Source organism: Marinobacter sp. OP 3.4 (assembly GCF_036224885.1).
Lineage (GTDB): Bacteria > Pseudomonadota > Gammaproteobacteria > Pseudomonadales > Oleiphilaceae > Marinobacter.
This window is the reverse complement of the sequence record NZ_JAVVLT010000042.1, coordinates 15,509-34,898: the sequence shown is the minus strand read 5'-3', so window position 1 is coordinate 34,898 and position 19,390 is coordinate 15,509. Positions and strand designations below refer to the sequence as shown.

Annotated in this window: 17 protein-coding genes; 11 read left to right on the top strand and 6 right to left on the bottom strand. The window is 62.7% G+C overall.

Annotated features, from left to right (window positions below):
* Positions 1-18 precede the first annotated feature (18 nt).
* Positions 19-606, top strand: coding sequence for a YiiX/YebB-like N1pC/P60 family cysteine hydrolase (locus RO069_RS08135; protein ID WP_328186620.1), 588 nt, complete (start codon positions 19-21; stop codon positions 604-606).
* Between the two features lie 170 nt (positions 607-776).
* The gene (locus RO069_RS08130; RefSeq protein WP_328186618.1) at positions 777-1,190 is read left to right on the top strand and encodes a DUF1090 domain-containing protein; all 414 of its coding nucleotides are present in this window, start codon (positions 777-779) and stop codon (positions 1,188-1,190) included.
* 51 nt (positions 1,191-1,241) lie between these two features.
* Here RO069_RS08130 and RO069_RS08125 read toward each other — a convergent pair whose 3' ends face one another.
* Together RO069_RS08125 and RO069_RS08120 are read right to left on the bottom strand one after the other, a co-directional pair.
* Complete coding sequence (locus RO069_RS08125; RefSeq protein WP_328186617.1) at positions 1,242-1,940, bottom strand: SDR family oxidoreductase; 699 nt, start codon at positions 1,938-1,940, stop codon at positions 1,242-1,244.
* Positions 1,941-2,051: 111 nt separating this feature from the next.
* Positions 2,052-2,966 carry a LysR substrate-binding domain-containing protein gene (locus RO069_RS08120; RefSeq protein ID WP_328186616.1) on the bottom strand — a complete coding sequence of 305 codons (915 nt, stop codon included), beginning with the start codon at positions 2,964-2,966 and terminating at the stop codon, positions 2,052-2,054.
* Between the two features lie 181 nt (positions 2,967-3,147).
* On the opposite strand from RO069_RS08120, the gene RO069_RS08115 reads away from it, so the two are divergent.
* From RO069_RS08115 to RO069_RS08100, 4 genes are all read left to right on the top strand, one after another.
* On the top strand, positions 3,148-3,579 hold the full coding sequence (locus RO069_RS08115; RefSeq protein ID WP_328186615.1) for a hypothetical protein: 432 nt from the start codon (positions 3,148-3,150) through the stop codon (positions 3,577-3,579).
* A 180-nt stretch (positions 3,580-3,759) separates the two neighbouring features.
* A complete protein-coding gene (locus RO069_RS08110) occupies positions 3,760-4,980 on the top strand; it encodes a helix-turn-helix domain-containing protein (RefSeq protein WP_328186614.1) in 1,221 nt (406 codons plus the stop codon).
* A 68-nt stretch (positions 4,981-5,048) separates the two neighbouring features.
* Positions 5,049-5,681 carry a Vgb family protein gene (locus tag RO069_RS08105; RefSeq protein WP_328186612.1) on the top strand — a complete coding sequence of 211 codons (633 nt, stop codon included), beginning with the start codon at positions 5,049-5,051 and terminating at the stop codon, positions 5,679-5,681.
* Positions 5,682-5,743: 62 nt separating this feature from the next.
* Complete coding sequence (locus RO069_RS08100) at positions 5,744-6,481, top strand: maleate cis-trans isomerase family protein (RefSeq protein WP_328186610.1); 738 nt, start codon at positions 5,744-5,746, stop codon at positions 6,479-6,481.
* Between the two features lie 10 nt (positions 6,482-6,491).
* On the opposite strand, the gene efpL is transcribed toward RO069_RS08100, so the two are convergent.
* The 3 genes from efpL to RO069_RS08085 all read right to left on the bottom strand — a co-directional run bounded on the left by efpL (position 6,492) and on the right by RO069_RS08085 (position 10,784).
* Positions 6,492-7,058: an elongation factor P-like protein EfpL gene (efpL, locus tag RO069_RS08095; RefSeq protein WP_328186609.1), complete on the bottom strand. Its 567-nt coding sequence runs from the start codon at positions 7,056-7,058 to the stop codon at positions 6,492-6,494.
* Positions 7,059-7,186: 128 nt separating this feature from the next.
* On the bottom strand, positions 7,187-7,825 hold the full coding sequence (locus RO069_RS08090; protein ID WP_328186607.1) for an SDR family oxidoreductase: 639 nt from the start codon (positions 7,823-7,825) through the stop codon (positions 7,187-7,189).
* A 136-nt stretch (positions 7,826-7,961) separates the two neighbouring features.
* Complete coding sequence (locus RO069_RS08085; RefSeq protein ID WP_328186605.1) at positions 7,962-10,784, bottom strand: AMP-binding protein; 2,823 nt, start codon at positions 10,782-10,784, stop codon at positions 7,962-7,964.
* A 154-nt stretch (positions 10,785-10,938) separates the two neighbouring features.
* Between RO069_RS08085 and RO069_RS08080 the strand changes: the two genes are divergently transcribed.
* Positions 10,939-11,673 (top strand): metallophosphoesterase, encoded by a 735-nt coding sequence (locus tag RO069_RS08080; RefSeq protein ID WP_328186603.1) that lies wholly within the window; start codon positions 10,939-10,941, stop codon positions 11,671-11,673.
* Positions 11,674-11,680: 7 nt separating this feature from the next.
* Here the strand turns inward: RO069_RS08080 and RO069_RS08075 are convergent, their stop codons facing one another.
* On the bottom strand, positions 11,681-13,414 hold the full coding sequence (locus tag RO069_RS08075) for an isocitrate/isopropylmalate family dehydrogenase (RefSeq protein WP_328186601.1): 1,734 nt from the start codon (positions 13,412-13,414) through the stop codon (positions 11,681-11,683).
* 273 nt (positions 13,415-13,687) lie between these two features.
* Here RO069_RS08075 and RO069_RS08070 point away from each other — a divergent pair, with 273 nt between their 5' ends.
* From RO069_RS08070 to RO069_RS08055, 4 genes are all read left to right on the top strand, one after another.
* Positions 13,688-13,903: a hypothetical protein gene (locus RO069_RS08070; protein ID WP_328186600.1), complete on the top strand. Its 216-nt coding sequence runs from the start codon at positions 13,688-13,690 to the stop codon at positions 13,901-13,903.
* A 302-nt stretch (positions 13,904-14,205) separates the two neighbouring features.
* Entirely contained in the window at positions 14,206-17,532 is a 3,327-nt protein-coding gene (locus RO069_RS08065) for an alkaline phosphatase family protein (protein ID WP_328186598.1), read from the top strand.
* A 280-nt stretch (positions 17,533-17,812) separates the two neighbouring features.
* Positions 17,813-18,637, top strand: coding sequence for a gamma-glutamylcyclotransferase family protein (locus RO069_RS08060; protein ID WP_328186597.1), 825 nt, complete (start codon positions 17,813-17,815; stop codon positions 18,635-18,637).
* Between the two features lie 9 nt (positions 18,638-18,646).
* A complete protein-coding gene (locus RO069_RS08055) occupies positions 18,647-19,375 on the top strand; it encodes a hypothetical protein (RefSeq protein ID WP_328186596.1) in 729 nt (242 codons plus the stop codon).
* The last annotated feature ends 15 nt before the right edge of the window (positions 19,376-19,390 follow it).

The window sequence follows — 19,390 nt, the reverse complement described above, 5'->3', positions numbered from 1 at the left end:
CGTCAGGGAAGAAGTATCATGGCGGCCCACATTGAAAAATCAGACCTTGAAGCCCTACCCGTCCTTTCCTACCAGGCCCTTCGCCCGCAAATAAGATCCGGCGACCTGCTGTTCACCTCCGGCGACTACCTGGTCTCGAAAGCCATCCAGACCATGACCGGCAGCGCCTGGAGCCACGTGGGCATCGTCTTCCACATCGAGGCCATTGACCGCATCCTGCTGCTGGAAAGTGTCGAGGATATGGGGGTCCGCTTCGCCCCACTGTCCAAGTACCTGAAGAACTACGAGAACGGAAAACCCTACAAAGGGCGCGTCGCCATTGCCCGCTGCGATGACATCACACCCGACATGGTCCGAACGCTATCCGTTTTTGGTGTGGACGAGCTGACCCGGCCCTATGACACGGACGAAATCGCCAATGTGCTCGCCCGTATCACCCTGGGCAAGGGCAAACGCAAGCGGGACCGGGAGTACATCTGCTCGGAGCTGGTCTACGAATGCTTCGCCCACGCCGGCAAGGAGTTCCGCTACAACCGGAAGGGGTTTATCAGCCCCCAGGATATCTGGCTGGATGACCGGCTTTCACTGCTTGGCCGGATTCTGTAGGCAATAGCCCTGGTAGCCGACGGCGTCGATTACGCGACGGTCAGGACCATAGCTGACCCTGCAATGATAGGATGGGCCGCAATGGTGGTTGATACGCTTGGCCAGTCATCAGCGAATGGTCGTTGCTTCAGTTCCGATCTCACCTTTACTTCTCAAATCATGGGCAGCAAATGAAAAAACACACTCTCTCCCTGTCGGCACTGGTGCTGGCTCTCGGCTTCAGCGTTCCGGCGTTTGCCGCTCCCGCCGACAATCCACTCTGTGCCGACAAGGAAGCGGAGGTAGAACGGCAAATGGACATGGCTCGCGAACAAGGCAACCGGGATCGGCTCCGGGGCCTGGAAACCTCGCTGGAGCAAATCCGCACCCATTGCACCGACGAGGAACTGCTGGCCGACGCCGAGGAAGAGGTCCGGGACAGCCTGGAGGATCAGGAAGAGCAAAGGCAGGAACTCGAGGAGGCGCTCCAGGCAGGTGACGTCGACAAGGTGGAGGACCGCCAGGAAGACCTGAAAGAGGCCACGGAAGAGCTTGAGGAGCACATACGGGAGCTGGAAGCACTACGCAGCCGGGCGGCCCGGTAGCGCCAGCTCTCCGTCGGGGCCGGCCCTGCTAAACCTTTCCCCTGGCCGGCATCACTCCCCGGCCGGTGTCGGTCGCACCAGGATCTCGTTCACATCCACGTGGGCGGGCTGGGCCAGAGCGTAGGTGACGGCGCGGGCAATGTCCTCCGGCGCCAGCGCGTGTTTCGGGGGCTGGTCAAAGAAGGGGGTGTCTACCATGCCCGGCTCAATCAGGGTGACGCGGATGCCGCTGCCCCGAATCTCCTCCCGCACGCCGTAGCCGATGGCGGATACCGCCCATTTGGTGGCGCTGTACATGGAGCCGGAAATGGTGACCCGGCCTGCTGCGGAACCGGTGATCAGGATGTGTCCCCGGGACTCCTTCAGTGCCGGCATACAGACCTGCAGCGTGATGCCCACGCCCAGGATATTGGTGAGGATCATATCCTTCCAGACTTCGGGATCAGCCCCGGAGAAGCCGCCCGGTTCGCCGCCGCGACCGGCATTGGCAAACACCGCATCAATACGACCGAACCTGGCCAGTGCCTTGTCCACCATGGCTTTCTGGTCGCCGACGGACTGTACGTCACAGGCCGTGATGGCCACCCTCTCCTCGCCGCCCAGTTCCCGCTGGAGCGACTGGAGTTTATCTTCGGAGCGAGCTGCCAGCATCAGGCGATAACCTTCCTTCGCTGCTGCTCTCGCGGTCTCGGCGCCGATACCGGAGGACGCACCGGTGATCAGAAGTACGGGGCTGTTGGAGTCTGTCATGATATCTCCTCATTATCATTGGGGGATGCATTACAGCCTTATCCACAGCGGCACATACGTCCAGCGACGGGGAGCCGATCGGAAAAGCCGTAACCACAGAAATGGCCCGGATCACACCGCCCTGGCTGAGGCTCCGTCCCTCAGTTCCAGCAGCGCGCTTCGCACATACCCACCCAGCGCGTCGCTCACCGGTGCCCGGGCCCGTTCCACAAGCACAATCTGATAGTCCGCCAGCGCTGGCAAACCATCCCGATCCAGCCGGCGCAGCGGTGCCCGCACCAGGCTGCGTGGGAATGGTGCCACCGCCAGGTCCGCCATCATCGCCGCCTCCTGCCCCGAACAGTGGTCACAGTTGAACGCGACCCGGTAGGAAATGCCCGCCCGGTCGAGGGCATCCAGCGCTGTCTTGCGCCACACGCAGCCCTGGTTCGCCAGGGCCACTGGCAGTGGTGAGCGATGCGCGGCCACGCCATCTTCCCGGCCCGCCCACACCAGCGGCTCCGTGTGTACCACCTCTCCCCTTGCCGGCTGGTTATGGTTACCCGCCGTCACAAGCACCAGATCCAGCTCGCCGGCATCCAGGCGCGCCAGGTTCTGTTCGCTGGAGCCAACCACCACATCCACCTGGACTGCCGGGTGCGAACGGGCAAACCGTGATAACACCCCGGGCAGGATGCGGGTACCCACATCGTCCGTGGTGCCGAGACCGACCCGCCCTTCCAGTGCTGGTGACAGGAACTGCTGGACGGCCTCCTCGTTGAGACGCAGGAACCGCCTCCCATAACCGAGCAGCACCTCCCCTTCGGAAGTGAGCCTGACCTGTCGGGCCTCGCGCACGAACAGTGCCTGCCCCAGGATCTCCTCCAGGCGCTTTATCTGCATACTCAGTGCCGAGGGCGTGCGATGAACCTGCCGTGCGGCGCGGGTAAAACTGCCACTTTCGGCGATGGCAACGAAGGTCCTGAGCACATCGATGTCCAGCAAAGGCAGGTTGGCGGTATTGAGTGTGGAAACGGAAGCGTCCATCTGAGCCCTCACCTTCTGAATTCTAACCTTTCAATTTTACTTAAAGGACACCTTAAATCTTTTCGTTTGTCTTATCAATCTGCCCGACCCATCCTGTTTGCAAAGGACGGGAGGCCAACAGAAGCGCGAGGCTTCCTTAGCCAGCACACCCTCGAACGACAGAACAGAGGAGGCCAGCACCATGAACCACAACCACACATTCCAGCGCCCACAACCAACACCGGAATCCCCCCGGAAGCCACCGCGGCTGGACCTGTATATGCCCGCCACGCCTCCGCTGGCGTCGCTGTCAGTGCTCGAATTCTGGGTGCGGATGGTATGGCGCCGGCTGAGGTTCCGCCGCCGCAGTGCTCCCTTGCTCAAGGCATCGGACACGGTGTTACAGGATGTCGGTCTGGATCGGAGCGATATCGAATGGGCCCTCAAACTGCCGCTGAAGGTGGATGCCCTGAAGGCCCTGGCCAGGTGCCGGCGGGCACGGCGGCAGTACCTGGGCGAACCATACGGAACACAATCCTGTTCTTCCGGTGACAGCGCTGGAACAACAGTCACCGTCACCGGAAAACCGGCACCCACCCGCCCTGACGGCGCAACCGTCGCGACAGGTTGCTGAAGCGGCCAAACCTTTGTGGAGGGGAACACTCTCATCGACGTATTCCCCTCCATGATTCATTCCTCTCTGCAGTTGTTTATCATCAGCTAGACTGGTGCCCCATTCGAGTTGTTCATTAACACGCAAGGAAGTGGCTGTCGCACATCCAGCAGGGAGGATGACCAATATGGCGGGATATCCGTGGACGCGTTGATCACGGCGGGGGCCCGTGCCCTGGCGGCGGGCGACCCGATCGGCGCCCTTAACCGGGTTGCCCTGCGCGATGATCCGCCGGCACTGGCGCTGCGGGGCATTGCCATGGCCCAGCGTGGGGATTTCGGGCGTGCCAGGGTGCTCCTGCAACGGGCCCGGCGCTCCTTTGGCCGCAAGGAGGCCCTTGCCCGGGCCAGGTGCACCATCGCCGAGGCGGAAGTGGCACTGGCCTCCCGGGACCTGGGCTGGCCCGCCGATGCGGTCGACCGGGCACGGCAGACACTGGAACAGCACGGTGACCGGGCCAACGCCGCCCACGCCGGTTACCTGGAGGCCAGGCGCCAGTTGCTGATCGGGCATATCGACGACGCCGAAGCCACCCTCGCCCGGCTCGAGCCCACGGACTTTCCCCCACCATTGTTAGCGGTCCACGAACTCCTGACGGCAGGCATTGCCCTGCGACGACTTCAGACCCGACCTACACGGGCGGCACTCAACCGGGCCCGACAGGCGGCCGACGAGTCAGGCATCCCGGCACTGGCCGGTGAGGTGGATAACGCCTTCCAGGTGCTGGAGGCGCCGGCAGCCCGACGGGTGTCGATGGGGAGCGAATCCCCAATGCGGCTGGAAGAGGTGGAGGCCCTGTTCGCCTCGGACACCCTGGTGGTGGACGCCTGCCGGTACCTGGTACGTCATCGCGATCAGGTGGTTTCCCTGGCCGGTCGCCCGGTGCTGTTCACCCTTGCCCGCATCCTGGCCGACGCCTGGCCGGTGGAGGTCTCCCGGGACACCCTGACCCACCGCGCCTTCCGGCTGGAACCCACGGATGAATCCCTGCGGGTGCGGCTGCGGGTGGAAATGGGGCGGCTGCGTACCGCCCTTCAGCCCCTGGCCAGCGTCAGCGCCACCGGGGGCGGCTATGCCCTGACACCCCGGAAGGGCCAGGACGTGACGCTACTCGCTCCCCCGGTGGACGACAGGCACGGGGCGGTACTGGCCCTGCTGGTGGATGGCGAGGCCTGGTCCAGCTCGTCCCTCGCCATTGCCCTGGGCACCAGCCAGCGCACCGTGCAGCGGGCCCTGGATGCCCTGGCGCAGGCGGGCAAGGTGCAGGCTTTCGGGCGCGGGCGGGCCCGGCGCTGGACCACGCCATCGGTGCCGGGATTCACGACAACCTTGTTACTCCCGTCGCCACTGCCGGTGCATTAGGCTGTTGTTGACGCTGCCAGCCATCAGGCGACGGCAGCCCCACCTCAATCAGCGAAAGGAATGCCCCAATGAAACAATCCAATGCCGACATTATCGACGAATATGGCCCCTTCCCGGAGGTCGATGCGGTTCATGGTGTCAGTTACGACGGTAAGCATGTCTGGTTTGCCGTGGGTGACCGGCTGCTCGCCCTGGACCCTGCGAGCAGCACACTCCAGCGCACCCTCAATGTGACGGCCAATGCAGGGACCGCCTGGGACGGCACGCATCTATACCAGATTGCCGAGGATCGTATCCAGAAGCTGGACCCTGGCACCGGCGAGGTGCTGTCCACCATCCCGGCCCCCGGTAGCAGCAGTTCCGGCATGGCCTGGGCGGAAGGCAGTCTGTGGGTCGGGCAGTACCGGGACCGCAGGATCCATCAGGTGGACCCGGCAACCGGCGATATCCTGCGCACCATTGAAAGCAGCCGTTTCGTGACCGGTGTTACCTGGGTGGACGGGGAACTCTGGCATGGTTGCTGGGAAGATGACGAAAGCGAGCTTATGCACATCGACCCCGACACCGGTGAAGCCCTGGAAAAACTGACCATGCCGGCGGACACGGGTGTCTCCGGGCTCGAATCCGACGGCAGCGGCCGTTTCTTCTGTGGTGGTGGCACCAGTGGTAAGATCAGGGTGGTGCGACGCCCCCAGGGGTAGGGTCAAAAGGGCCTGGCCCGGGTGTTTGCGCCGTTCACGACATAAACGGTATCTGGTTATCTATGAGCAGCACAACGGCCCGCATAGCCTTCCTCTATCCCGGCCACGCCGCCGAGGACGACTACCCGCGACTGGCGCGGATGGTCTCCCCGGCGGCGGATGTCACCGTTATCCATACCGCGTTTGACGAGGATGCCCATACCGTGGCGGCACTCACGGAGATGGGCAGCCCTCGGCGCCTGACCGAAGGCGCCGGACAGCTGGAGAACCAGGACCTGGACGCCGTGCTCTGGACCTCCACCAGCGCCAGCTTCGTGCGTGGTATCGACGGCATCCGGGAACAGATCGAGACCCTGGAACACCTGCTCCATATCCCGGCGTCCACCACCGCCATGGCCTTTGCCCGGGCCATTACCGCCCTCGACGCCAAGCGTGTCGCCATCGCTGCCAGCTATCCCCGGGATATCGCCCTGCTGTTCCAGGCGTTTCTGGAGCACTTCGATATCGAGGTGGTATCTGTCGCCAGTCACGACATTATCACCGCCACTGAGGTGGGCACCCTGGACAGGGAGGCAGTGCTCGGGTTCGCCACCGACAACAACCACCCGGACGCCGATGTCCTGCTGGTGCCGGACACCGCCCTGCACTCCGCCGCCTGGCTGGAAGACCTGGAAGCGGCGGCGGGCAAACCGGTGCTGACCGCCAATCAGGTCAGCTTCTGGGAAGGGCTGAGGTTATGCGGCCGGCTCAGCCCCCAGTCCGGCCTTGGTGCCCTGTTCCGGATGGATCCCCTGGGGTGATGGGGTGTCGCTAGGCGCGGCCCAGGAACTTCCGTTCCTCCACGTTGACCCGGATCCGGTCCCCCGTGGAGATATGCTCCGGCACCTGCACCACCAGGCCCGTGGTCAGCTTCGCCGGCTTGGTACGGGCCGTGGCTGAGCCGCCCTTGATCGACGGGTCCGTCTCGGCAATTTCCAGGTCCACCGTGGGCGGCAGGTCGATGGCCACCGGCGCATCGTTCAGCAGGATCACCATCACCCCCTGGGTTTCCTCGGTGATGAACAGCAGCTCGTCGGCGATGGCTTCCCGGTTCAGGCTGTACTGGGTGTAGTCCTCCGTGTCCATGAACACATACTCATCACCATCGGAGTAGGAAAAGGCCGATGGGCGGCGAACCAGGTCCGCCAGGTTGAGCATATCGGAATCCTTGAAGGTCTCATCCAGCTTGGCACTGGTCACCACATCGTACATGCGCATGCGGTAGAGACTGCCCCCGGCACGCCCCTGGGGCACCGAGCGCTCGATATCCTTGACGAAGTAGACCCTGCCATCGTATTCAACGGCCTGATTTTTCCTGATTTCACTGGCTTTTGGCATTGCTGTCCGTCCTGCAACCGTAAAGTGGGATGAAAAGGCTTGCTGATATAGCACGACTGGCGCCAACAATCGACAGGCAGGGCACGGTGCCAGGAAAATTTTCTGGCACCTCCCAGGGACGGCAGCGCTTACAGACTGGCGAGGGACTCGGCGATCCCGTCGTCCCCCGACAGCAGGTCGAAGGTTTTGTGCACGGTGTTGTCCGCATCCAGCGTGGCGAGCAGCACGGCGGCCACATCCTCACGGGGAATCGAGCCGGTCCGGTCAAGCCGGGAGCGGAGTTCGACCCGCCCGGTACCGGGGTCGTTGGTCAGGGGGCCGGGGCGAACCAGGGTGAAATCCAGACTGCTGGCCCGCAGGTGTTCGTCCGCCTTCTGCTTGGCCCGCAGGTAGTGATGTATCTTCTCCGGGGCCTTCTCCGGCGCATCGGCCCGCATGCTGCTGACCATGAGGAAGCGCTTTACGCCGGCCGCCTCGGCCGCATCAATCAGGCGGATGGCACCGTTCTGGTCCACATCGATGGTCTTGTCCGGGCCGGTATGGGGGCCGGAGCCTGCGGTGAACACCACCGCGTCGCAGTCCTTCAGGGCATGGCTACAGTCCTGCTCCAGGTCCGCCACCACGGTTTCGGCGGCACCCAGTTCCTCCATGGTCTTCGCCTGCTCGGGATTCCGGACCATGGCCCGGGCGGAATGCGGGCTGCCGGCCATCTGCCGGACAAGGTGCTGGCCGATCTTGCCATTGGCACCGGCAATAAGAACACGCATGGTTCACCTCCTGATCATTGGCGGGATAGTCCTGTCTTACTGCGTCCGGCAACAGCGTCTTTCAAGCCGGAGGCCTCGGAAGAGGTTGGGGTTCGGTGTAACTATCGCCACTGCCCCCGATTATCATCCCGGACCGTTACCAGGCGAGCCGGTCGGGTTCGCCAGTCATCTCCAGCAGCCGCCTGCGGGTCGTATCCCGTAGCCGGATGGCGGAGGCCCAGTCCTCCCCGGTTGGCTCGATGGCCTCCCCCACGATGACGTCCACCGCACCCGGCCGGGGATTCCACCGATCCGCCGGTAACTTGGCGCGGGTTCCCCTGAGCGCGATGGGGATGATCGGTTCCCGGAGCAGCGACGCGGTCATGAAGGCGCCCATATGGAAGGGTCGCAACCCCGGGGCGGCATCAAAGCTGCCTTCGGCGAAGAACACCAGGCGCCGGTCACGACCGCGCTCGGCAATCTGTCGTGAGCCCCGGACACTGGCCTCACCGCTGGCGCGCTCGATGGTTTCCACACCGATCCTGTCCATAAAACGCCGCAGCACGGCGAACCGGCGCAACTCGGCCTTGGCCAGGAAAGCGATGGGGAATGGCGCCAGCGCGGTCATAACGAACGCATCGATATAGCTGCAATGGTTGGCCACAATCACACAGCCGCCGGGAGCCTGCTTCAGCCCATCACCACCGTGGACCCGCAGGCGGGTGCCGGTCAGCAAGGCCAGCAGCCTGGCAGCCCGATGACACAGCCGCCAGCGCCAGCGCAATCGGGGCAGGATATTGACCAGGGCCACCACGGGCACACTGACCAGGACCAGGGCTACCCAGGCCCAGCCAGAATAGAGCCAACGCCCCACGCCGGTGACCAGGCGTCTGGCCTGTTGCGGCCAGCTACCACGGGCCAGGCGTGCCAGTTGGCGCCATACCGGTACCGGCTTGCGCTCGAGCTCACCCCGTTCATAACGCAGGCGGGCTTCATGGCGCCGCAGCTTGCCGCTGGTGGTCTTGGGAACGCTGCGGGGCCTGACGATAACCACGTCATCCACATCAATGCCCAGTGACTCCCGCGCAATACGGGCAATATCGTCCCTGAGCCGGTCGCGGACCTCACGGTCGGTGGACCTTGTCTCAGCCACCACTACCAGCTTCTCGCCCTGGCGCTCCCCCATGCCGGTGGCGAAGGCCACCACGCAGCCACTCCTGACGTTCTCCAGTTTACCCACCGTTTCTTCGATCTCACCGGGATAGAGGTTGCGGCCTGCGCGCACAATCAGGTCCTTGTTGCGACCGGTCAAATAGAGCTCGCCATCGGCGATGTAGCCGCGATCACCGGTATTCAGCCAGTCACCCTCGAACAGTTTGGCGGTCTCTTCATCATTACGGAAATAACCAACCGTGGCGGAGGGTCCGGTGAACTGCAGCGCTCCCTCGTGGCGTTCCGGCAGTTCCTCGCCGCCGGCATCGACGATCCGTATACGGTGACCGGGAATGGGCCTGCCGCAGGACACGAAGCGCAGTGGATTTCCTGCCCCGGCGCCCGCCGGACGGGCCTCGCCCTGCTCCTGGAACCGGTCACGGTCGACCTCGTCGATCACCGGTTCCCTGGGCTCCGCCGGAAAAGTCAGCGCGACGCAGTTCTCCGCCAGGCCGTAGACCGGCGCCATGGCTTCAGGCCGGAACCCGTAGGGTCTGAAGCGTTCGATAAAGCGCTCCACCGTATCCGGGCTCACAGCCTCCGCCCCATTGAAGGCCACCCGCCAGGAGCTCAGGTCCAGCCCCTCCAGGTCACTGTCGTCCAGGCGCCGGAGGCAGAGCTCGTAACCGAAGTTGGGCGCCGGCGACAGCGTGCCGCCAAACTGGTGGATCGCCCATAGCCAGTAACGGGGCCGGGCCAGGAACAGCAGCGGCGACATGATCACCAGGTGCATGCCATACCACAGGCTGGACAGGCAGGTGCCGATCAGCCCCATGTCATGGTAGAGCGGCAGCCAACTGACGAAGACATCGTCCTGGTCCACCCGCAGCACCTCATTGGCGGCACGGATATTGGCAAACAGGTTGGCATGACTGAGCTGGACGCCCTTGGGATGGCCGGTGCTGCCGGAGGTGTATTGCAGGAAGGCGACGTCCCCGGCCCCAGGGCCACCAACCGGTCGCTCCAGCGGATGGGTCCAGAGTTCATCCGGCGTCACCACGTGCCTGAGGGTTGGCACCATCCCCTTGATCAGGGACGCCAGCTTGCGGGCCTCCGGCAGGGTGATCATGACCCGCACCTGGGCATTGTTGAGGATATCCGCCTGCCGGCGCAGGTGTTCCTCAAGCTGGGACGCCCGCGCGGGTGGGTAGAGCGGCACCGGAATGCCGTTGGCGTAGAGTGCACCAAAGAAGCCATGGAAATAGTCGTGGCCGGTGGGCAGCATCAGCGCCACGGTATCCCGCTGCCGCAGGTCATGCTGGAACAGCCCATTGGCAACCCGCAGCGCTCCCGTGTGCAGCTCGCCAAACGTCAGTGGGGCGACATCGTCATAGCTGCGGATCCAGTGCAGGTACGTCCGCCCGGGATGCTGCCGGTTGTGCCATTGGAGGGCATCCTGCAGGGTGTCGAAATCCGGTACCTGGAAATGCTCGCGGTCCTCTTCGGTATCCTCCAGGCCTTCCGTGCCGGAACGACCACCAGCGGACTCCGGCTGCTCGCCCCGCAACCGTGCCACCGCATCCAGGATATCCCGCGGAGTGTCGGCATTGCTTAGCAACTCTTCGGGCAACTGGACCGAGAACCGGCGTTCCACATTCACCAGCAGTTCCGCCCTGCCCAGGCTGTCCAGCCCCAGGTCGCGTTCCAGTTGACTGTCCAGGGTCAGCCCGGTATCCCGTCGGTTCCCCGGCTCGCCATGTTGCAGGATCTCGTCCAGCGCGGTCATCATGGTCTCAACCATGGTGTCGCGATGTTCCTGTTCCGGCATAGCCACTCCAGTGGGGACATTGACGCTGGCGCCGCCCAGGGGACGTTTTCCCATAAGCTGCTGACAGCCCAGCCTTTGTCGGCTATTTTCAGATAAGGATAGTAATTCCGGGGGTGTTTACCAATCCATCTCCCTTCAACCAGGCAAAACACCCATGCAACTCCAGGCATTAACCGTTCTGCAAGAGAATGACCGTGGTCGGGATTTCATCGTAGGTGATCTCCACGGTTGCTACGACGCCCTCATGCGACAACTGGACGCCAGGGGGTTCGACCCGGCGGCGGACCGCCTGCTCTCCGTGGGCGACCTGGTCGACCGGGGGCCGGACTCCCGGCGTTGCCTGCAACTGGTCCGGGAACCCTGGTTCCATAGCGTCTGGGGCAATCATGAAGACCTGATGCTGAGGGGGCTGGCCACCTCCCGGAACTCCCCCGATTTCCGGTTGTGGATGCTCAATGGCGGCGATTGGGTGCTGGAGGCGGACCGGGACGACCTCAAGCAGCGGATCACAGCCCATGCTGCAGCAGCCTCGCTGGCCATGGAAATTCCCGTGGCAGGCCAGAGGGTTGGCGTGGTCCATGCGGAGGTTCCCGGGGACCGATGGGCATGCTGGACCCCGCCCCTTTCGGATGAGGACCGGCAATACGCCATCTGGGGCCGGACAACCCTGACCAACGTGATCCGTGGCCAGCCTGCCCCGCCGGTCAGCGGCATTGACCACGTGTTCTTCGGACACACGCCCCTGGCCGCCCCCACGCACCTGGCCAACCGCTTCTACATCGATACCGGCGGAGGCTACCCGGGCGGCGAGCCCACGCTGTTTGAGCTGACGGAGGTCATCAACCGAAACCTTGGCTCATCGCCGGAACCGTTTCGCCCAACCTACTAGTCTCCCGTCAGAGCCGCTCCTGCAGGGCATCGATAAAGCCGTACAGATCCACCACCTTCTCGGAGCCCGGGTCGGTGGTCTTGCCTTTGAGGTCGGCGGTGATAATGCCGTCGGCCACGGTATCCTTGAGGGCCTGTTTGAGCGCCAGCGCATACCTCGCCAGTTCGTCGTTGCCTTCGTTCAGCGCGAGGGTTTCCAGGGCGTTGCCCAGGGCATAGACCAGTGCCGAGGGGTTGAAGTGGGCCTCCTTTCCGCCGCTTTCCTGATACCGGACGTACAGGTCATGGGCGGTACCGTGGGGCGCCTCGAAGAGCATGGTGCCCTCCTGGCTTTCAATGATCGAACTGGCGGTGGCCAGGCTGCCGCCCAGGGCGGCGGAGATGTCCGAGAAAATGTCCCCATCCAGGTTCTGGGACGGGTACAGTGCGTTCCGGGGCGGGTCGGTGATCATCTTGATGAGCTGGCTGGAGGGCCGCATGATCATGAAGGAAGGCGGCGGTGTGTCCTCCTTGGCCAGTTCCCGGCGTACTTCGGTGATGACATTGCTGAAGACTTCGTCGTACTCCATGTATTCACGTTTCAGACCGAAGTAGACTTCCTTCTGCTTGCGTGATGCGTCGCGGAAGACCTGGCTGACCCAGTCCTTGATGGCCCTGCGGTCGTTGGACATCAGCAGCATGGGGTCGCCCTTCCTGACATGCCTGGCATGCCGCTCCTCACCGTCCACCACCACCTTGACGATGCCGTCTTCCCGGGCGGGCTCGTTGAAGCTACCGTACTGGTCACCACCGCCGGCGCTCATGCGGGAGATGGACACATGGGCATTGCGGGGCGGGATGCCGTGGAGCTTCAACTGGTTGACCAATTTGAAGAGTTTGCGGCCAGTGGTGTTGTCCGGCACTCCCCACAGGGCGCGGTCCGGCGGGTTGGATACGATCCGCGCCGCCTGGGCATCGATCAGTTCGTAATGGAAGGCCAGGCCGAGGGCTTCCACTTTCTCCTGGTAGTCGCTCCGGTAGATGCCCTCAACGATGGCCCGCATGGCGCCGTCATAGCCGGGGATCACTGTGTCCTTCAGGCCCAGGTAGATGTCCCGTTTCTCATCAATGGCCCGCTGGAAAAACCGGTGCGCCCAGTCCGCGATGTCGTCAACACTGTTGGTGGCAAGCAGCAGCGGATCGCCCTTGCTGATCTCCCGGCGATGCAGTTCCTCCGGGTCGCCACTGCTGCCCACGAAGAGCAGCTTGATGATGCCCGTGGCCCGGGACAGCTCGTTGAAGCTGTCCTTGATGCCGCCGTCGTCCATGGTCATCACCTCGATGTCGCGGCCGACCCATTCGGGCCGGCGCACCCGGATATTGCGGAACTGGATATCCTCCCGGGTAATGTTACCTCCAATACCCTTGCGGATGGCGCCATTCGGTGACTTGGTCGCCAGCGGGTCCAGGGCGCTGCCGTCCACATCCGGGTGCTTGCTGAGCAGCTCATTGAGCTGGCTCCGGTTGACGGTGATACCGGCGTTCTTGATGCCCACACCGTACTCCCGGAGCGCCTCAATGGCCTCTGTCACCGCATGGCCGTTGGTCACCAGGCGGTTCTCGGCGGAGAGATCGATTTCCCTGAGTTCGATAGCCAACCGTGAGGAAACGAAGGTCTTCAGCAGTTCCTCGAACGCCACCTGGGCCATCTCGTCGCCATGGAGGATGACCAGTGGTGATGCTACCTGGATCTTGTTGCTCATTGCTTGCTCCCTTCGGTTGTCCCGTGATCCGGCTGTCAAAAGTGGACCCGTCACTACTAACCCTACGACGGATTACGCCGTGGTCAAGAAAACCGGGCTGCCACAGATTTTCGATCTATACCCTTTATCATCATTTGAAATGATGACTCGAATACGATTAAACAATTTTTCTGAGCAGCCTAACTCCTCAATAATACAACCATCGAGATCAGCGAAGGCTACTGAACGCTGATACCCGGCTCAACCAAATAGTCGTTTAAGAGGAATTTTATTATGTTCGGTATCAATGCAAACGTGAAGAAAACCGCTGCCATCGCCGCCATCGCTGTTGCCGGTGTCCTCGGTGCCGCCAACGCCAGCGCACAGCAGGTGTGGATGGAAGAGGTCCTGGACCAGCAGCTGCAGGCATCCCAGGAAGAGCACGACACCAAGGCGGCTGAAACTGTCGACAGCAAAGTTGAAGAGAAGGTCGACAGCAGCGCATCATGATCGGCTGACAGGGCCCTGACCATCACCGGCCAGGGCCCTTCGTCTTCCATAGCCACCAATCAACACCCATTTCTCCGCCCTGCTTACTGCCCTGCCCCAATCGTCATCCGTTTAACGCACGCCCCATCAATGCCCTTTCTAACCTGACCGTGACCCGGTGACCCCGGACAAACTGCAAGAAGTAGTATGGCCCATCCGGGATGTTAAACGATCACACCGGCCACTGGATGCTCTGTGGCAACTGGCACTCCTGCGTATGTCAACACATACTGCGTCAATACCAATAACAGGGAGACGAGACTGTGCACAGCCAGGAAACCAGCACCAAACGCACCAGCATTGATATCGGATTGGGCTACTACCAGGATATCGAAGGGCTGTTCCGGTTCGGGGACAACAGCCCATACCTTGATGACGCGATCACCTTCGTATTCAGCCAGACCCTGCAACGGGACCGGTACTTCGGGTCATGGGCCCAGGCCTACCGCAACGGCAATGGCGAGTACCGCCTGAAGGTCACCAGCCCCTGTGATGATGTTTCCCCCTACGAAACCCTGATTCCGCGATACATTGCCGCAGGCAAGCAGGCCCTGACCAGCTACTACGAAAACATCCCCGCTCGGGCACGCACCGGCTGGGAGTTCCTGCTGCCGTTTGGCCTCGCCATGGCGAATGTCAGATCGGTCCAGCTACTGCACTTTCCGCCCCTGGAGACCTTCACCTATAAGGATTACCTGTACTCCCCCACCAACCGGCGTTGGGAATGTCTGCTGGCGCAAAACGGCTTTGACGGGGACGGCAACACCTCGGTGGAACGGATTGTGGATGTGGCCCCCATCGCCGCGCCGGGGGGCGCCGGCAGCGAGCTGAGCGATTACAACCAGGATTTCATCCCCTACACCATGGCGCAGCTAAGGAACTTCCTGACGCCGCTGGCGGAGACCGGCCATGAGCTGACCCAACCGGTGGTCGCCTACGGCGAGCCGGTCCACGACTGGCTCAGGCAGGCCTTTGATCTGTCGAAGACGCCCGGCACCCTGGATATTGTGCAACTGTCGATCCTGGAGGCTGGCCACGGGCAACCGGCAGCAAAGACCTGGGTCCTGTGTGCCAACCATCCCAGCGAATATCTCTATGACACCAACCTGCCGTTAAGCGATGCCTTCAAACCCAACGGCGACTACCCGCCCCCGATCCATGTCATGTGCCAGGACCTGATCGCCGCCGGCTGGCAGGCCCATATGGCCAACCACCCCGATGATGATCCCCACCGGGTCCTGGCCGCCCTGGAGGAACAGTGGGGCTGGGACGCCAGCAGTGGCACAGTGAGGAAGGACAAGGCCGACGCCCTGCTGGCGATCATGAAGGAGCAGAACCAGGCCTTCGGGCTCGACAACAACAGCTTCACACCCACCGAGGCACAAGCCACGGCAAAAGCCTTTGCCCTTAAGCGCTCACCCGATTCGGATCAGTATGCGGCCTACGCCTTCGCCCCCCATGCCGATCAGCCCTTTGCAGAGATACCCATGGCCAGCCACGCCCGTTTTCCCGCCAGCCACCGGCTGATGCAGGTGGGCGGCTACCTGGTGGACTGGACGCCACCAGCGTCCGATGACGACGTTATCCACTACCGGGTGGTGAAGTACGACCGTGACAGCGGCAATCCCCTGGCGGAGAAAACCGTCACCCATGGCACCTGGGACCGGGAGAAGTTCTTCGGCGACTATCGCCCCAACTTTGGCGCCGGTTTCGGGCAGCTCGAACTGATCGGCCTGCCGGGGTATGTCCTCAGTCTTATTCCCGCCGCCGGGCGCCGCACCTACCAGCTCTGGCGCTTCGACCCACAGGCGGAACACGACTGTCTTTCCGCCGGGGAATTCAGCAGCGGCGGTTTCCGGGATATCACGGCCGACCGTGAGCTCTACCCCATCGGCAACTATGTGCTGGACCGCAAGGGTGCCCACTACCGGGTCTGGAGTTTTGATCCCCAGTCCGCCCCGCCGCTGGCACTGCCCACCGTGCAGGAAGGCCACTGGAGCAAGATTGACGACAGCGACGCCATGGCCGTGGTGGGCGGGTACCTGGTCACCTGGAAACCGGCAGCACCCTCGACAGGCTGTCGCATCTGGCCGTTCGATGCCCGCAACGCGGACCCGCTAGGAGGCGAACCGCTCAACACCGCACCACTACCGGACGGCTTTGAATCGCATTCGACACTGTCTGGCGTGGTGCCCAGCCAACCGGTCCATGCCGTTCGCGCCAGGACACCGGGTACCATCGAGTTCATGCGACAGGAGATTGAGCATGTGGTCTACTACATGCTGGAGAGCCGGTCCTTTGACAATGTACTGGGGTGGCTCTACGAACGCGGCCAGCGGGATGGCCTGAACTGGATCGGGCCCGACACCGACGGCTTCCGTGGCCTGGATGCGTCCATGAGCAACCCACTCCCCGACGGTCGGCAGGCGTTTGTCAGCCAGTACATGGAAGGCAGGCTGAGCAACGAGTTCGTGCTCGGCGGCCCCGCCCAGGACCCCTGGCACGACAACAGCGATGTGCTGATGCAGATGTTCCATGGCTACCAGGGCTACGCGGAACGACGGACGCCCACCATGGACGGCTTTGCCTGGAACCAGGACAGCGCGGCGGTGCTATCCAGCTTTACCCCAGAGCAATTGTTGGTGTTGAACGGCCTCGCCAGGGCCTTTGCGGTGAGTGACGACTGGTTCGGCTCCGTGCCCGGCGGCACCGATATCAACCGCGGTTTCTCCGTCAGCGGGTCAGCCTATAACCGCCTCGGCACTTGGGAAGGCGGCAAGGCCTACCAGGACTGGCCCGATACCGCGCACCGCCAGTCCCTCTGGAAAACCCTGTGGAACCACGGCCACCAGGACTGGAAAATCTACTACAGCATCCTCTGGCAGAAGGCCGTGTTCACCCATCAGCTCTACCTCAAGGGCCAGATACCGGAGGTGGACGCCGCCTGGGCAAAGGCTGTACTGGAGGCAAAACCCCACGGTGACCTGCCCACATCCCAATGGATCGCACCGCTCCAGCAGTTCCACGAGGATGTAAAGAACGATGCACTGCCCCGTTTCAGCTACCTGGAGCCTGCCTGGGTGGGTGACAACTGCACCTCCTATCACCCCGGCTCTTCCGCCAGCGGGCTCAACTCGGTGGTGCCCGGTGAACGGGCCCTGAACGAGATCTACCAGGCCCTCAGCAGCAATGAAAAGGTCTGGTCGAAAACCCTGCTGGTGGTGACCTTCGACAAGAACGGCGGACTGTTCGACCATGTGCCCCCGCCCTATGCCCGCAAACCCTGGCCCAACGATATGGCCGACGGCTTCGGGTTCGACCTGATGGGGCCGAGGGTACCGGCAGTATTCGCCTCACCCTGGATCAGGCCGCAGACGGTCCTGCGCAGCAGCGGCGACCAGAGCTTTGACTCCACCTCCTTTGCCGCAACGCTGCTCGACTGGTACGGCATCGCCCGGGAAACCTGGGGACTTGGCGACCGGATCGCGGACGCCCCCACCTTTGAAGCGGTATTCACCGAGCCGCAACCCCGCAAGACGGTGCCGGAGCTTTCCGTGCCCTATGACAGGGACTTTCCCCGACAGGCGTAAGCCGGGCCGTCAGCAGAGCTGTTGAGCCCCCAACATGGCATTGCCAGCCTGCGGTTCACATCCGCAACCGCAGGCTGGCCCCTGAAAAGCGTCCGGACATTGGTTTGCGGGGTTATAGAAAAGTCATGGCTGGCAGGTTAACCTGTAGTCTCTCTAATAAATCAGGTAATTGGGTTGAGCGGCCCGGGCACTCAGGGGTGACTGTGCCAGTCCTGTCGACGGGCACTGATAATAATAAACGCCGGCCTTCGGCTGATAAGCGCTACCACCGGTTTATAGTTTGCGACGTCCTATGTTCCAGTACTTCGGCTTCGGTTCCAACATGAGCATGCTGTCGCTGAGAGCCAAGGGGGTGGAACCTCTGGCATCGCGGCGAGCAGTGCTGTCCGGCTGGCGCCTGCGCTTCAATGTGCAGCACTTTTTCCGGCATGAGGGTGGCGTGGGCAATATCGAACCCACCGGCAACCCGGACGACCGTGTCCTCGGCGTGCTCCACGAATGCCCGGATGAAGCCCTGGCGCAACTGGATGCCGCTGAAGCCTATGGCCACGGTTATGACCGCATAGAGGTCGAGGTAACGCCACCCGGGGATACCGGCGGCAGTGGCAGGAAAGTCCCCGCACTCACCTATGTGGGCATGCCCGGGTTTATCGATAACAGCCGCCTGCCCAGCCGCCGCTACCTGAACATCGTGCTGGAAGGGGCCCGCCAGGCCGGACTGGATGACGAATATATCGAGGCCCTGGCCAGGCACCCGGTACACCGGATGCACGACTACCCGACATTCACGCCGCCGTTGGGTCATTTCCCAACCTTTGACAAAGAAACACTGGCCGACCGGCCGCTCTATACCGCACTCTATGGTGCGGTATTCGATATGTCGGAGGCCCGGCCGCTACACGACTTTCTCAGGGGTTTTTTTGGTGGCAGGGATATGACGCTGTATCACCTCAGGCGGCTGGACAGCAGTAACGGTGATGAAACCATGGACGATATCCGGAAGGGACGCCTTGATCAGGCCCAGGAACAGTACCTCAACGCCTATCTCAATGAGTACGCCAGGGAGTATCACTATGTTGGCCGGTATAACTATGACAAAGATTGAGGAATCCCTATGGACCAGGCAGTAACTTCCCCTTTCCCTCCCGCCCTGGCACACGGTGCCATTGAAGAGGTCTTTACCGATGTGTTCATGGTCAGCGGTGCCATGGAAACCGTGCTCATGGACCTGGACTGGCAGTTCAGTCGCAATATGACCATCGTCCGGGATGGCGAACGGCTGATACTGATCAACACCGTCCGGCTCGATGATAGCGGCCTGGCCGAACTTGACCGCCTGGGGAAGGTCACCGACGTGATCCGCCTCGGGGCGCTGCATGGCCGGGACGATGCCTTCTATCTCGACCGTTACCGGGCCCGGTACTGGGTAACCCCCGGCCTGGAGGCGGACGACAGCAATCAGGCCAGGCCACTCGACCAGACATCGTCACTACCCATTGGCGATGCCTCGCTGTTCCAGTTCAGAACCTCCAACGTTCCGGAAGGCGTGCTCCACCTGAACCGGGATGGCGGCATACTAGTCGCCTGTGACGCCCTCCAGAACTGGCTGAGACCCGACGAGCACTTCTGCGACGTGACCCGCGAACGGATGTCGGGGATGGGCTTCTTCACGCCAGCCAATGTGGGCCCGGTCTGGCTACAGGCCGCGGAACCGGCCGCCGAGGACTTCAGCCGCCTGAAGGACCTGAACTTCAGGCATGTTCTGTGCGGCCATGGCGAGCCCTTGCTGGACAGTGCCCACGAACAGTTCAGCGCGACCTTCAATCGGTTGTTCCAGTGCTAGTATCCGAATCGGGAC

What these genes read in the sequence shown, in the direction of transcription:
- RO069_RS08135 (WP_328186620.1), top strand. Translation starts at nt 19, where the DNA reads ATGGCGGCCCACATTGAAAAATCAGACCTTGAAGCCCTACCCGTCCTT.
- RO069_RS08130 (WP_328186618.1), top strand. Translation starts at nt 777, where the DNA reads ATGAAAAAACACACTCTCTCCCTGTCGGCACTGGTGCTGGCTCTCGGC.
- RO069_RS08125 (WP_328186617.1), bottom strand. Translation starts at nt 1,940, where the DNA reads ATGACAGACTCCAACAGCCCCGTACTTCTGATCACCGGTGCGTCCTCC.
- RO069_RS08120 (WP_328186616.1), bottom strand. Translation starts at nt 2,966, where the DNA reads ATGGACGCTTCCGTTTCCACACTCAATACCGCCAACCTGCCTTTGCTG.
- RO069_RS08115 (WP_328186615.1), top strand. Translation starts at nt 3,148, where the DNA reads ATGAACCACAACCACACATTCCAGCGCCCACAACCAACACCGGAATCC.
- RO069_RS08105 (WP_328186612.1), top strand. Translation starts at nt 5,049, where the DNA reads ATGAAACAATCCAATGCCGACATTATCGACGAATATGGCCCCTTCCCG.
- RO069_RS08100 (WP_328186610.1), top strand. Translation starts at nt 5,744, where the DNA reads ATGAGCAGCACAACGGCCCGCATAGCCTTCCTCTATCCCGGCCACGCC.
- efpL (WP_328186609.1), bottom strand. Translation starts at nt 7,058, where the DNA reads ATGCCAAAAGCCAGTGAAATCAGGAAAAATCAGGCCGTTGAATACGAT.
- RO069_RS08090 (WP_328186607.1), bottom strand. Translation starts at nt 7,825, where the DNA reads ATGCGTGTTCTTATTGCCGGTGCCAATGGCAAGATCGGCCAGCACCTT.
- RO069_RS08085 (WP_328186605.1), bottom strand. Translation starts at nt 10,784, where the DNA reads ATGCCGGAACAGGAACATCGCGACACCATGGTTGAGACCATGATGACC.
- RO069_RS08080 (WP_328186603.1), top strand. Translation starts at nt 10,939, where the DNA reads ATGCAACTCCAGGCATTAACCGTTCTGCAAGAGAATGACCGTGGTCGG.
- RO069_RS08075 (WP_328186601.1), bottom strand. Translation starts at nt 13,414, where the DNA reads ATGAGCAACAAGATCCAGGTAGCATCACCACTGGTCATCCTCCATGGC.
- RO069_RS08070 (WP_328186600.1), top strand. Translation starts at nt 13,688, where the DNA reads ATGTTCGGTATCAATGCAAACGTGAAGAAAACCGCTGCCATCGCCGCC.
- RO069_RS08055 (WP_328186596.1), top strand. Translation starts at nt 18,647, where the DNA reads ATGGACCAGGCAGTAACTTCCCCTTTCCCTCCCGCCCTGGCACACGGT.